The sequence below is a fragment of the Kribbella sp. NPDC051952 genome (assembly GCF_040680855.1).
GTDB lineage: Bacteria > Actinomycetota > Actinomycetes > Propionibacteriales > Kribbellaceae > Kribbella.
In genome coordinates this window covers 289,191-303,948 of record NZ_JBFAXQ010000003.1, presented here as the reverse complement: position 1 = coordinate 303,948, position 14,758 = coordinate 289,191, and the positions used below count along the sequence as shown (strand labels likewise).

The 14,758-nt window shown below is 68.0% G+C and carries 7 protein-coding genes; 2 read left to right on the top strand and 5 right to left on the bottom strand.

Going from position 1 to position 14,758, the window contains the following annotated elements; genetic code table 11:
* Window positions 1–66: 66 nt before the first annotated feature.
* The 4 genes from AB0L70_RS08500 to AB0L70_RS08485 form a co-directional block, all read right to left on the bottom strand.
* The gene (locus tag AB0L70_RS08500) at window positions 67–2,865 is read right to left on the bottom strand and encodes a glycoside hydrolase family 2 TIM barrel-domain containing protein (RefSeq protein ID WP_363681487.1); all 2,799 of its coding nucleotides are present in this window, start codon (window positions 2,863–2,865) and stop codon (window positions 67–69) included.
* 309 nt (window positions 2,866–3,174) lie between these two features.
* A complete protein-coding gene (locus tag AB0L70_RS08495; protein ID WP_363681485.1) occupies window positions 3,175–3,606 on the bottom strand; it encodes a Fur family transcriptional regulator in 432 nt (143 codons plus the stop codon).
* Window positions 3,607–3,616: 10 nt separating this feature from the next.
* Window positions 3,617–6,343, bottom strand: a complete 2,727-nt coding sequence (gene topA / locus AB0L70_RS08490) for a type I DNA topoisomerase (protein ID WP_363681483.1) — start codon at window positions 6,341–6,343, stop codon at window positions 3,617–3,619.
* Between the two features lie 282 nt (window positions 6,344–6,625).
* Window positions 6,626–7,942, bottom strand: coding sequence for a hypothetical protein (locus AB0L70_RS08485; protein WP_363681481.1), 1,317 nt, complete (start codon window positions 7,940–7,942; stop codon window positions 6,626–6,628).
* Between the two features lie 157 nt (window positions 7,943–8,099).
* On the opposite strand from AB0L70_RS08485, the gene AB0L70_RS08480 reads away from it, so the two are divergent.
* Complete coding sequence (locus AB0L70_RS08480; RefSeq protein ID WP_363681479.1) at window positions 8,100–11,753, top strand: NPCBM/NEW2 domain-containing protein; 3,654 nt, start codon at window positions 8,100–8,102, stop codon at window positions 11,751–11,753.
* A gap of 7 nt (window positions 11,754–11,760) precedes the next feature.
* Window positions 11,761–13,200, top strand: coding sequence for a methyltransferase (locus AB0L70_RS08475; RefSeq protein ID WP_363681477.1), 1,440 nt, complete (start codon window positions 11,761–11,763; stop codon window positions 13,198–13,200).
* On the opposite strand, the gene AB0L70_RS08470 is transcribed toward AB0L70_RS08475, so the two are convergent.
* Window positions 13,194–14,753 carry a GGDEF domain-containing protein gene (locus AB0L70_RS08470; protein WP_363681475.1) on the bottom strand — a complete coding sequence of 520 codons (1,560 nt, stop codon included), beginning with the start codon at window positions 14,751–14,753 and terminating at the stop codon, window positions 13,194–13,196. The genes AB0L70_RS08475 and AB0L70_RS08470 overlap by 7 nt on opposite strands.
* Between the last annotated feature and the right edge of the window lie 5 nt (window positions 14,754–14,758).

Below are 14,758 nucleotides of genomic sequence, written 5' to 3'. Positions count from 1 at the left end.
CGGCTCGCAGTTGAGCGTGAGCCGGTCGAGCGGACGCAAGTTGATGAGTGGCGCAGGTCCGCATACTCAGCTGGTGAAGCGGAGGGCCAGGCTGGCTGGGGCTGTCTTCAGCTTGTCGCGGTCCGGGAGCGCTGGGCCGCAGGCGGCTGTGCCTACGCCGGTCTGGGCGATGTCGAGGGTGACGTAGGTGGTGTCACCCGGGGTGAGGTCCGGGGCGTGCTTGGCGGTCTCCAGGTCGTGGGTGGTCCAGTCCCGAACGGTCAGGCCGAAGAGGGAACCGACGGACTGGATCCGGAGCCCGTCGAGAGTCGCCCAGCGGGTGTCGATGCGGTGGCCGTTCTCCTGGGGACGGACGTACGGCGTCTGCAGCTCGGCGACCGTGGCCGAGTACTTGCCGACCGCGGCAGCCTCCCGGGTGTCGACGTACGCCTCGTTCGGCCCGGTGCCGAACCACTCGACCCGCTCGACCTTCGATAGCTCGAACGTGATCCCAAGCCGCGGCAGCACCTCCGGGAACTGCCCCTCGGGTACGACGCTCAACGCGAGGACGACCCCGTTGTCGACAGCAGTCCAGCGCCAGGTGCTGACGAGACCCCACTGCAGCTGAGGCGGCGCGGTCCGGGTGACGACCTCCCAGGCCCCGTCACGCTCACCCTGCGATACGACCCGGTGCTGCACGCGATGCAGACCCTGCTCACGCCACGCAGCCGCGACACCGGGGATCGCGTCGTTGTCGATCGGCGCCCGCCAGACATCCAGCCGGGCGTTCTTCACCGCACCGAAGCTGATCCCGCCGACACCGGCCACCACGTCGTTGGCAGGTGCACCAGTCACGTCAGCAGCGGCGGCCGGCTCGTCCAAGCGCAGTTGGCCCCAGGCGATGCGGTGACCGGCTTCGGCCCATGGCGTCGCCTCGACGAGTTCGGCGGTCACCGTCAGCCAGGTCTCCGGCCGGCCGGCGTCCCGCAGCTTCACCAGCGCCGGCGGGAATTCCACCGACACCGTCTCGCCGGCCGCGATCACCGGGACCGGCAGTCCGCCGCCGCCGACAACCTCCCCCTCCGCCTCGACCCGCACAGTGAACCGCAGGTGGCTGGTGTCGCGGACCTCGTAGCGGTTGGTGATCGCGATGCCGCTGTTGCCGTCGGCAACGATGCGGAGGGGCTCGATCACCTTGATGTACTCGAGCATGCCGGGTGACGGTGTCCGGTCCGGGAGCAGCAGGCCGTCGCAGACGAAGTTCCCGTCGTGGATGGTCTCGCCGAAGTCACCGCCGTACGCATAGACCTCGCGTCCGTCGATCGTGGTCCGCAGGCCGTGGTCGATCCATTCCCAGATGAAACCGCCCTGGCAGCGCGGGTACTTCTCGAACACCTCGCGGTAGTCGAGCAGCCCGCCCGGACCGTTGCCCATCGCGTGGCCGTACTCACACAGGATGAACGGCAGGTTCCGGTACAGCGAGGTGTCCGCGCCGATCTCCGCACACCCCTCCGGCGAGGTGTACATCCGCGAGTAGATGTCGACGAACTCCGCCTCGGTGTCACGCTCGTAGTGCACCGGCCGCGACGGGTCGAGTTCCTCGGCCAGATCGTACATGGCCTTGAGGTTCTCGCCCATCCCGCACTCGTTCCCGAGCGACCAGATGATGATCGACGGGTGGTTCTTGTCCCGCTGGACGGTACGGCGCATCCGGTCGACCAGATCGTCGCGGAACCGCTCGTCCATGACCGGGTTCGGCAGCTTCGGCGGCTGCGGCTCGTACCCGAACCCGTGCGTCTCCAGGTCGCATTCGTCGACCACGTACAGGCCGTACTCGTCGCACAGCGAGAGGAAGTGCGGGTGCGGCGGGTAGTGGCTGGTCCGGACCGCGTTGATCCCGGCCCGCTTCATCAGCAGTACGTCGTCCAGCATGTCCTGCTCGGTCAGTGCCCGACCGCGATCGGGGTGGAACTCGTGCCGGTTGACCCCGTTGAACAGGACCCGATTGCCGTTGACCGTCAAGACTCCGTCGACGATCGCGACCGTACGGAAGCCGATCTGCAGCCGGACCTCACCACCGTCCGTTCGCAGCACCGCGTCGTACAAACGCGGCACCTCCGCACTCCACGGCTCGACCTTCTCGATCCGGAGGTGCTCGCCCGTCGGCAGCTCCAAGCCCAACTCAGGCACGCTGACAGTGCCCGGTACGTCGGACTCCACCAGCAGGGTGCCCGCGCCGTCGACATGGTCGTACGCCGCCTTGACGAAAACGTCGGTCGGAGCACCTGGACGCAGCGCGAGTAGGTTGACCTCACGGAAGATCCCGGACAGCCACCACATGTCCTGGTCCTCGACGTAACTGCCCGCGGACCACTGGTGCACGCGCACCGCGATCCGAACTTCCTTGCCTGGGGCAACCAGCTCGGTGACGTCGAACTCCGACGGCAGCCGCGAACCCGACGACCAGCCGACCAGCTCGCCGTTCACGTGCACCGAGAACCGCGAGTCGACACCCTCGAACCGCAGCACCACCCGGGCGCCGGCCCAGTCCGCCGGGACCGTCACGGTCCGGACGTAGTCGCCGGTCGGGTTGTCGGTCGGCACGTACGGCGGCTCGACCGGGAACGGGTAGACCACGTTCGTGTACGCGGGAGCGCCGTACCCACTGAGCTGCCAGTGACCCGGGACCGCGATCGTGTCCCACCCGGAGGTGTCCGGGTCCTTCAGGTCGTCCGGCGCCTCCGCAACACTCGCCGACAACCGGAAACTCCACTCACCGGTCAGCGGCAGCCGGGCCGAGTCGTCATCCAGCCAGGCCCGCGGGGGAAGCACGTTGGCGCCGGGAGCAAAGTCCTCGACATAGCTCAAGTCTTGGGTCACAGACATCGACCCTAAGCCCAACTTGTTCACGAATCCACACTCGTGAACAAATATGGACAGCCCCCGCTCCTCGCCGCGGCCCCACCCGAATCATCACAAGAACGGATAACCCCCGGCGTTGCCGGTTGTCGGCTCGTATAAGAGGGGGAGAAGGGGCAACCCCGGGGGGTTATCCCCTCCTGTTCCGGGTCAGCGGATCCGGCCGGCAGCGGGGTGGCGCCGCGGGAGGGGGTGATGCCGCGGGAGCGGGGTGGCTCCGGCCGGGAGCGGGGGTGGCTCCGCGGGAGCGGGGTGGTGCCGCGGGGGTGGGGACGGTTAGGACTGGCAGTCGCGGCAGATGCCTACTAGGGCTACCTGCTCGGGGGCCAGCTGGAAGCCGAGGTCTCGTTGGACCTTTTTGCGGGCTGCCTCGAGGATGTCGCCGGGGGCGTCGTAGACGGTGCCGCACTCGGAGCAGCGCAGGTGCAGGTGGCGCGGAGCGAGGTCGCCGGCCAGGTGGTACGTCGTCCCCGCCCGGCCGAGGTGGACATGCGTGACGAGACCGAACTCGCCGAGGGCGTCGAGCGCACGGTAGACCGTGGCGCGATGGATCCCCGGGCGCAACTGCTCGGCCCGTTCGCCGATCTGCTCGGCACTCAAGTGTTCCTCGGTACCCGCGAGCACCTCGACGACGGCGAGCCGGGCCGGGGTCACCCGCTCGCCGCGCTCCCGCAGCCGCTGCGCGCTGACCTCGACCGGACTCGTCACGTGCGCTCCCTCAGGACTTCTTCGCCGCCGACTTCTTGGCCGTGGTCTTCTTTGCGGCAGCCTTCTTCGTGGTCGTCTTCTTGGCAGCGGTCTTCTTGGCCGCCGTCTTCTTCGCCGGCGCCTTCCGGGTCGCCTTCTTCACCGGACCACGCGCCCGCTTGTCCGCCAGCAGCTCCGCCGCCCGCAGCAGCGAGATCTCCTCGATCGAGTCGTCCTTGCGCAGCGTCGCGTTCGTCTCGCCATCGGTGACGTACGGGCCGAAGCGACCCTCCTTCACCACCACCGGCTTGCCGGACGCCGGGTCCTCGCCCAGCTCCTTCAGCGGCGGCGCGGCCGCCCGGCGACCACGCTGCTTCGGCTCGGCGTAGATCTTCAGCGCGTCCTCGAGCGTGATGTCGAACATCTGCTCCTCGGTCGCCAGCGACCGCGAGTCCGTGCCCTTCTTCAGGTACGGCCCGTACCGCCCGTTCTGCGCGGTGATCTCCTCACCGTTCTCCGGGTCCTTGCCGACCACCCGGGGCAGCGACAGCAGCTTCATCGCGTCGTCGAGATCGACGCTGTCCAGCGCCATCGACTTCAGCAACGAGCCGGTCCGCGGCTTCGCACCCTTGGGCGCGTCCTCCGGCAGCACCTCGGTCACGTACGGCCCGAACCGCCCGGCCTTCGCAACCACCTTCAACCCGGTGTCCGGCGCCGTACCAAGGTCGTGCTCGACCCCCGACGGCTGCTCGAGCAGTTCCTGGGCCTTGTCGACGGTCAGCTCGTCCGGCGGCAGGTCCTCCGGCACGTTCGCGCGCCGCTCGTCCTTGTCCTCGACGTACGGCCCGTAGCGGCCGACGCGGAGCACGATCCCGCTGTCGTCACCGCCGACCGGGAAGGTGGACATCTCCCGTGCGTCGATGTCGGCCAGATCGCTGACCATCGACTGCAGACCCTCGAGGTTGTCGTCGCCGAAGTAGAACCGGGACAGCACGCCCTCACGCTGCAGGTCGCCGGCGGCGACCTCGTCGAGCACGTCCTCCATCGACGCGGTGAACGTGTAGTCGACCAGCCGGGTGAAGTGTTCCTCCAGCAGCCGCACCACCGCGAACGCCAGCCAGGCCGGCACCAGCGCCTGGCCCTTCTTGTAGATGTACCCGCGGGCCACGTTCGTGCCGAGGATCGTCGCGTACGTCGACGGCCGGCCGATCTCGCGCTCTTCCATCTCGCGGATCAGCGTGGCCTCGGTGTAGCGGGCCGGCGGCTTCGTCTCGTGTCCGGAGGCCAGCACCTCGACCGCGGGCAGTACGTCGCCCTCGGCCACGTCGGGCAGCCGGGTCTCCTGGTCGTCCGTCCCGGCGGACGGGTCGTCCGCGCCCTCGACGTACGCCTTGAGGAAGCCGTGGAAGGTGATCACGCGACCGGACGAGGTGAAGTCGCACTTCTCGCCGGTCGACGCGGTCGCGTCGATCTTGATCGAGACGCTGCGCCCCTCGGCGTCCTTCATCTGGGACGCGATCGTGCGCATCCAGATCAGCTCGTAGAGCCGGAACTCCGCACCGGACAGACCGGTCTGGGCCGGCGTCTGGAAGTGCTCACCGGCCGGCCGGATCGCCTCGTGTGCCTCCTGCGCGTTCTTCACCTTGGAGGTGTAGACGCGCGGCTTGTCCGGCAGGTACGACGCACCGTACAGCTCGCGGACCTGGGCCCGGGCCGCGGTGATCGCGGTGTCCGACAGCGTGACGCTGTCAGTACGCATATAGGTGATGTTGCCGTTCTCGTACAGCCGCTGGGCGATCTGCATGGTCTGCGAGGCGGACATGCCGAGCTTGCGGCCGGCCTCCTGCTGCAGCGTGGTGGTCCGGAACGGCGCGTACGGCTTGCGCGAGTACGGCTTGGACTCGATCGACCGGACGGTGAACTGCGAGTCGCGCAGCGCTCCAGCCAGTGCGGTCGCGGTCTGCTCGTTCAGGTGGACCGTGTTCGCGCTCTTGAGCTCACCGACCGAGCTGAAGTCACGCCCCTGCGCCACCCGCTGGCTGTCGACAGCGACCAGCCGGGACGGGAACTGCCGCGGGGTGCGGTCCTCGCCGGCGTCCAGCGTGGCATCCAGATCCCAGTACGACGCACTGCGGAAAGCGATCCGCTCGCGCTCACGGTCGACCACCATCCGGATCGCGACCGACTGGACCCGGCCCGCCGACAGCTTCGGCATGACCTTCTTCCACAGCACCGGCGAGACCTCGTAGCCGTACAACCGGTCGAGGATCCGGCGCGCCTCCTGGGCGTCGACCAGGTGATCGTCGATGTCGCGGGCGTTGCCGACCGCGTCCTGGATCGCCTTCGGGGTGATCTCGTGGAAGACCATCCGCTTGACCGGGACCTTCGGCTTCAGCTCTTCGAGCAGGTGCCACGCGATGGCCTCGCCCTCGCGGTCCTCATCGGTAGCCAGGAAGAGTTCGTCGGCGCCCTTGAGCAGGTCCTTCAGCTTGCGGATCTGCGCCCGCTTGTCGGCCGGGACGACGTACAGCGGGTCGAAGTGGTCCTCGACGTTCACGCCGAGCCGCGCCCACGGCAGACCCTTGTACTTCGCCGGGATCTCGTCCGCGCCGCTCGGCAGGTCGCGGATGTGGCCGAAGCTGGACTCCACCACGTATCCGGACCCCAGGAAGCCGGCGATCATCCGCGCCTTCTTCGGCGACTCGACGATCACCAGGCGGGTGCCCACCGATGTCTTCGTCCCTGCTGCCCCTGCCACTGTGCTCCTTACTCTCGTCCTGCCGACAACGTCTCTGTCCTGACGCCTGTTCCCCCGAGCACAGAGCCGACTCCGTCCGAGGACAGAGTACGGCCGACGGCAACGCATTTCTCAACGCACGGTAACCGGTCACCCCCCGGCCGCGCCTCCCCAGGGTTTCTGGCCGCGTCGTTTCGAGTCTTCCAGACGGGGGCGAAGAACCACCGTCACCGCGCGTCGCGGACCGGCCACGCCCGGCCCCCGCGTTACGAGAGTACGCCGTCTCCCGGCGTAGACCGGATCTCAGGACACGAAGTGGACTTCCGGGTACTTCGGTGAGTTGCCGCGCAGGAGGAACTCCGGGCGGCGCCGCAGGGTCTGGTCGAAGAAGGCGGCGATGTACTCCCGCTGGGCCCGCACACTGCGCTCCGGGTCGGCACCGCCGACCAGTGCCTTCATCACCGAGGTGATGATCGGGTCGTCGCCGTAGATCTCGCGGAACAGCTGGTCGAAGATGAACTGATAGTCCGTGAACGCCTTCTGCTTGGTCCCGGCCAGGGCCAGGTTGAGCTTCCAGCCTTGCTGGGCGGTCCAGAAGTTCGCCCACGAGCCGTCGTAGCCGTCCTTGTCCGGATCGGTCCGCTGCGTCTCGTCCGAACCGAACAGCAGGAACGGCTGGTCCAGTCCCTTCCGCGCCACCTCGCCGAGCGGTCCCTTGGTCCGGTCGTCCTGCAGCGTGCCGTCCAGATCGAGGCCGGCCAGCACCCGGCGGTCCTCGAGCAGCGTGTTCGCGGTCGCGTATCCACCGAGCGAGAACCCGAACATCCCGATCTTGCGCAGATCCAGCCCCGCCGCCACGTCCCGCGGCAGATCGTTGCCCTCGGCATCGGGATTCTGCCCGCCGGCGATCCGCTCCAGCTGGTTCAGCACGAAGCGCGCGTCCGCGGTCCTGGTCTCGACCGCCTTCCGGGTGAAGTCCGGATCGGGCAGTTGCGACGCCGGCACACCCGGCAGGAACCGCCCGCCCGGGAACTCGACCGGCGTCTCGTGCGTGTGGTCCATCGTCACGACGACGTATCCACGGCTGGCGAGGTCCTCGGCCTGGGCGGTGTTGACGAACCGGCTGTACTGATAGCCGGGTGAGAACAGTACGACGGGATGCCGCAGCGGCTGCATCGGCGCGTTGACGCGCGAGTGCGTCTCGGTGTTGGCGAAGTCGAACGACCCGGTCGGCAGCGCCAGCCCGTACTCACCGGTCCAGGCGTCGTCCACCTCGACCGCCGTCCGCGCGGGCATGTATTTGGCGTACGGCGCGGAATCCACCATCGAGGCCGGGTACCAGAGGCTGATCATCAGCTCGCGCTGACCGCTGGGCATGGTCGGGTCCGGCCGGTCCCGGTCGATCAAGTGGATGGCGGTCGTCCCGAGCGTCTTCCGGCCGGTCGGCGCCGGCAGCCGGAACTTGACCGGATGGAAGTCGGGGTCGTCCTCCGGCTCGTACCGCGAGGCCTGCGCGAGACCCGGACTGATCAGCGTCAGGCCCGCAGCCAGACCTGCCGTCAGCACGTGACGCCTGGTGAAGCTGTGGCTGTTGGTGCTGATGGGTCGCCTGATCGCCATGCGACTCATCGTCATGCTCCGGTTTCACCCCGTCATGGAGACACCGTCTCAACTTCATCACGGCCGACCTGGTGACAACGCGTCGCCGGTGAGCTTCAATGACCGCATCTTGTTCATTGATGCGTGAAGTGAGGCACTCGTGAGCATCTTTGTCCGCATGAAACGTTCAGTAATCGTTCTAGCCCTCGTCGCCGCCGCCATGGTGCACGTGAGCACGCCCGCCCGGGCCGCCGGCACCACGCTCGGTGACATTTCCGGGTTCTCGGCCGACAAAGCGACGTACACGCTCTCCGCCGGAGCGGCGAAGGTGCGCGTCGTCTTCTTGAAGGACGATGTGTTCCGGCTCTGGCTCGCGCCGGACGGGAACTTCACCGATCCGGCCAGTACGCCGCCCGAGGATCCGAACGCCCCGGCGTCGACGATCGTCACCAAGACCGACTACGGCACGCCGCGCACGTCCTGGCGCGACCGTGGCTCCTACTACTCGCTCACGACCGGCAAGATCGAGGTCCGCGCGCAGAAGTCCCCACTGCGGTTCTCCGTCTACCGCGCGAACGGTCAGCTGGTCTGGGCCGAGACCGCACCGCTGTCCTGGACCGACACCGCCACCACGCAGACGCTCGGTCGCGGCACCAACGAGCAGTTCTTCGGCGGCGGTATGCAGAACGGCCGCTTCTCGCACCGCGACGAGACGATCAAGATCACCAAGGACTTCAACTGGGAGGACGGCGGCAACCCGAACGCTTCGCCGTACTACATGAGCACCGCGGGGTACGGCGTACTGCGGAACACGTTCACCCCCGGCAGCTACAGCTTCACCAGCCCGGTGGCCACCACGCACGACGAGAAGCGGTTCGACGCGTACTACTTCGTCGGCGACCTCAAGACCTCCCTCGACCGCTACACCGAGCTCACCGGCCGCCCGTTCATGCCTCCGATCTACGGACTCGAGTACGGCGACTCGGACTGCTACAACCGCGGTCACTACGGCACGGACCCCGACCCCAGCAACGACTGGAAGGTCAACCCGGACAAGGTGACCACCCTGGATGCGGTGAAGGTCGCGCAGCGGTTCAAGGACGAGGACATGCCAGGTGGCTGGATGCTCGTCAACGACGACTACGGCTGCGGCTACTCCGCCAACACCGACTCCGAGCAGGTCGATGGCACCTGGTGGGGCAAGCGGGACATCCCGGCACTCAAGCAGACCGGTGACGAACTGCGGCAGCGCAACCTCCAGATGGGTCTGTGGACGCAGTCCTCGCTGGACCGGCAGGCGGCCGAGGTCGGTGACGCCGGAGTACGCGTACGCAAGCTGGACGTCGCCTGGGTCGGACCTGGCTACCGCTACGCCCTGAGCGCCTGCGATACCGCGCACGACGGCATCGAGCAGTACAGCAACGCCCGTGGCTTCGCCTGGATGGTCGAGGGCTGGGCCGGTGCCCAACGGTGTGCGGTGCAGTGGACCGGCGACCACAGTGGTTCGCTGGACGCGATCAAGTGGCAGATCCCGGCCATCACAGGCTCCGGCAACTCCGGGATCGCGTACAGCGCCGGTGACGTGGACGGGATCTTCGGAGGCTCCGCTACGTCGTACGTGCGGGACATGCAGTGGAAGGTGTTCAACCCGGCCTTCATGACCATGTCCGGCTGGTCGACTCCGGCGTACAAGCAGCCCTGGGCGTACGGCGCCCCGTACACGGCGATCAACCGGAAGTACCTCAAGCTGCGCGAGCGGCTGCTGCCGTACTTCTACACGTACGCCGCCGAGGCGCATCGGACCGGGGCACCGCTGAATCGATCGCTGGTGCTGGAGTACCCGGACGACCCCAAGACCTGGGATGACACGACCAAGTACGAGTTCCTGGCCGGCAAGGAGTTCCTGGTTGCGCCGATGTGGGGTGCCGACGAGGTGAAGAGTGGTATCTACCTGCCGAAGGGCCGGTGGGTCGACTACTGGACCGGACGGGTCTACCAGGGTCCGACCACGATCAACGGCTACCACGCGCCGCTCGACACGCTCCCGCTGTTCGTGAAGGCCGGTGCGGTCGTGCCGATGTGGAGGTCCGGGATCAACTCCGCGGCCGAGCAGGGTTTCGGCGATCCGCTCACCGTGGACATCTATCCGGAGGGGAAGTCGTCGTTCACGCTGTACGAGGACGACCGCGTCACTCGCTCGGCCAAGTCGGCCCAGCAGACCTTCACCGTCGACGCGCCGACCAAGTCGCGCGGCGACATCACGGTGAACATCGGCCGCAGCAACGGCAGTTATGCGGGCAAGCCGGCTGCGAGGCCGTACGAGCTCACCGTCCATACCGGCAGCGCACCGCACGCGGTCACCATCGACGGCCGGAAGGCCAACTGGACCTACCAGAACGGCGTGGTCCGCGTGCAGACCGCATCGCTCTCGACGGCCCGCAACAGCGTGGTCAGGCTGCTGGGCACCACCTCGGTCGGTGGATCTTCGGTGTCGAACACCTTCGGCACTCCGGAGCTCACCACGCCGTCACTGTGGAACGCACCAGGCCAGGCCACTGAGGTCACCGCGACGTTCCGCAACGGCAGCCAGACGACCATGCGCAACGTGCGCCTGGACGCCCAGGTGCCGGCCGGCTGGAGCGTTACCGGGCCGAACACGTTCGCCACGGTCCACCCCGGTCAGACGGTCACGACCAAGCTGCAAGTCACGCCAGGCGCGGACGTGAAACCGGCGAGCTTCACCCTGGAACTCAAGGTGTCCTATGTTGCTGAAGGCAAGAGTTACTCCAACTCCGCCAGCGCGACCGCCCAGTTGCCGTACGCATCGTTGTCCCAGGCAGCCAATGTCGTCGGTATCTCCGACGCGGCAACCTATGCCAAGGGCAACTTCGACGGTGCCGGTGACAGCTACAACGGTGAAGCCCTCGCCACCGCCGGTTACACCCCGGGCGCGAAGGTCACCGTCCAGGGCGCGGAGTTCACCTGGCCGACCGGTGCACCCGGCACGCCCAACCTGGTGAAGGATCAACCGGCACCGATCCTTGTCTCCGGCACCGGCTCACATCTCGCGCTGCTCGGCTCGGGTGCAAGCCTGAACGCCCGCGGAACGGTGACGATCATCTATACCGACGGCACCCAATCCGAAGGCACGTTCCAGCTACCGAACTGGTGCTGCCAGGACCCGGAGACCGGTGGCGCCAAACTCGCCGTCTCGGTCAAGGGTCGCTACACTCCCGCGGGTCTCGGCAACACCACCACGGACTACCGGGTCTTCTACACCGCCGTACCCCTGGATCCGGGGAAGACGGTCAAGGCGATCAAGCTGCCCGGCGGTGGGCTCGGATTCTTCGCGGCCACGATCGCGGACAAACCGTTGCCGCCAGCACCTACCGGCGAGCGGTGGGTGAGTGACCTGGAGTTCCTCGACTCGACCAACGGCTGGGGACCGGTCGAGCGCGACAAGAGCAACGGCGAGGACGCCGCCGGTGACGGAGCAGCGATCACCCTCGACGGCACGTCGTACGCGAAGGGTCTCGGCACGCACGCACCGTCGTCGGTCAGTGTGCGACTGGGCGGCAACTGTACGACGTTCACCGCCAAGGTCGGCGTGGACGACGAGATGGAGGACCGCGGCAAGGTCAGCTTCAAGGTCCTGGTCGACGGTGTCGCCAAGTACACCTCGGACATCCTGACCGGTACGTCGCCGACCGCGAACGTCTCGGTCGACGTCACCGGCGGGCAGGCCCTCACCCTCCAGGTGACGGACGGCGGCGACGGTGTCACCAGCGATCACGGCGACTGGGCGGAGGCCAAGGTGAGCTGCAACCCATAATGGTCGTATGAACCTGACGGGGACCGAGGTGGACGCGCTGCGACAGGCGTTCACGGCAGCCGGCTACACGGTCGATGGTGTCGCCGGGCGGCTAGGTGCCCAGGCCAACGATGCGCTGGCCCGCAACGAGACGACTCTTGCGGGCCGGCGCACCGCCTCGGGTGACCCCCTCGACACCATGATCCAGCTGTTCCTGCTGCAGCGCCTTGTGCCGAAACCTCTTGTGGAGAAGGCATTTCCCGGCATCGATTTGATTGCTCTCGGCATCGTCTCCGACGGCGGCGACGAGGTACGAGCGCTGCTCGACATCCGTCCGTTCGCCGAGGACGACCGGGAGTGGTGGGTGGTCGCCGACCTGACGCCGGGCCTCGACGGACGACGTGAACCCATGCGATCGGACTACGTGCTCGGCATCGCGCCGGCCAGTCTGAGCCTGATCCACCTCACGGTGCCGATCAAGGCCGAGCGAGCGCTCGACATCGGCACCGGCTGCGGGATCCAGTCGCTGCACCTGTCCGATCGGGTCAACCAGCTCGTCGCCACGGACGTCAACCCGCGGGCGCTCCAGCTGGCCCGGTGGACGGCAGCGCTGAACCGGATCGACCTCGACGTGCGCGAGGGCAGCCTGTACGAGCCGGTGCGCGACGAGCGGTTCGACCTGATCGTGAGCAATCCGCCGTACGTGATCTCACCGCCTGGTGGCGGGCTGACCTACCGGGAGACCGGGTTCGCCGGTGATGCCGTCGTCGAGCAACTGGTACGACAGGCGCCGTACCACCTGACCGACGGTGGCTGGTGTCAGCTGCTGGCCAACTGGACCTGTGTGCGTGGTGAGGACTGGCAGGACCGGATCGCCGGCTGGACGGTCGATCGGTCCGCCTGGGCCGTCCAGCGCGAGCAGCTCGACCCGTCGGAGTACGTCGAGTTGTGGCTGCGGGATGCGGGTCTGCAAGGGAGTCCGGCGTACACGACGCGGTACGACGAGTGGATGCGCTGGCTCGAGGCGCAGAGCGTCGAGGCGATCGGGATGGGCTGGATCACCTTGCACAACGTGGAAGGTGAGCTCGAGGCCGAGGCTTGGCCGTATGAGATCGAGCGGCCGATCGGACCGCACGTACTGCGTCGGTTCGAACGTGCTGAGGGGATGCCGGCGGACCTGACCGGCTTGCACCTGATGCTGGCGGAGGACGTGGTCCAGGAGACGAGTGGCCAGCCCGGTGCGGAGGATCCGGCCACGATCGTGCTCCGGCGGCAGTGCGGGATGCGACGGGCGGAGCAGGCCGACACTGTGCTGGCCGGGTTCGTCGGCGCGTGTGACGGCGACCTGAGTGTCGGACAGATCCTGGCTGCGCTGGCCGACCTGCTGGATCGCCCGGTGCAGGACGTCTACCGGGACTACCTGCCGGAGGTCAGACGCCTTGTTGTAGAAGGCTTCCTGGACTATTGACGCCGTCTGCGCTTGTCGGCGTACATGTGCCGGTCGGCCTCGGTCAGGAGATCGCTGACCGGCGTACCGTCTGTGCTGCTCGCCTGTCCGATGCTGAGCCGCAGCATGGCGAACCAGGGCTCCACCGCGAGTGCCGCCTCGCGGTCCGCCGCGGACTTGATCCGCTCCACCAGCTCGCGCGCACCACGCTCGTCCGGCTTGTCCAGTACGACGACGAACTCGTCCCCACCGGCCCGCGCGACCACGTCCTCGGCCCGGCACTGCTCTGTCAGCAGATGCCCGACCCGCCGCAGTACGTCGTCACCGCACGCGTGCCCGTAGCTGTCGTTGATCACCTTGAGGTTGTCCACGTCGATCGCGATCACCGCCACCGAGCGGCCGGCGTCATGCGCCACGGACATCCGCTCGTCCAGAGCCCGCCGATTACCCACACCGGTCAGCGGATCCTCCCGTGCGGCCCGCCACTCCGCGTCGTGCCGAATGGAGAGCTCATGGTTGGCCAGTGCACTGCGTACGGCGTACAAACCGCGCAACCGCTCCGCCCACCAGCCTCTGGTGATCGCGCGCGCGTACTGCAGCCCAGTGACCGCTCCTGCGTCACCTGACTCGGCCACGATCTGCACAGCGGTGTGCCGGACCAGTGCTTCGACCGGCGGATCGGAGGTCGGCGGCAGATCGCTGCCTGCGCGCTCCGCGGCCTCTATGGCGTCGTCTAGCCGGCCGGTAGCGGCGTACGCCTTGGCCAGGTAGGTCCCTGCGATTGCGGCCAGCTCAAGATCACCCAGCTTGGCCAACTGGTCCCGGGCATCTTTGAGAACCACTGCAGCCTCGGCGGCGTCCGCCTCTTCGTTGCTGGCGGCCAACCACATCCGCCCGGCGATCGGCCAGTACCCGAGCAGATCCGCGCGGACGATCACCTCGACGGCCTCGCCGGCCCATCGATGCGCGGACCGCCTCCGCTCCCGGACCTCCTCGTCGTACGACGGATCCCCGAGGCGCTCGAGCTCATGCGCCCAGCGGAGGTTGGACTCGGCCAGGTTGAGCCGGTTGATCGCGGGGGCCTCGGCCAGTCCGAGCGGATCGTGGTCACCTTCCGCGGCGAGCTCGAAGTGCGGGATGCACAGCTCGTACAGCCGGAGCAGGTCGTAGGCGTACCCGAGGCCGGTGTGTGCCCAGGCGGCCAGGCCTAGATCGCGGGTGCGCGACAAAGCGTTCTCGGCGGCGACCAGGTCGGCGACGGAGTCACCGCCTTCACCGGTGCGGATCAGCGTGACGATCCGGATCGCGATCGCGTTCGCTTCCCAGCCGGGCGCGTCGATCGCGCGGGCGACCCGGATACACGCGTCGACGGCGTCCAGCGCCTCGACCGAGTCAGTGGCGTGATGCGCCGCGACGGCCCGCACGTACTCGGCCGCGGCCCGCTCGTGACTCGGCTCCGACCCCAGCTCGCTGAGTAGCGCGCTGATCTCCAGGCCGGCCTCGGCCGGACTGCCGGACTGCGCCCGCGTCATCGCTGCCGCGATCCGCGCCGTCACCCCCGACGTCTCGCGCACTACAC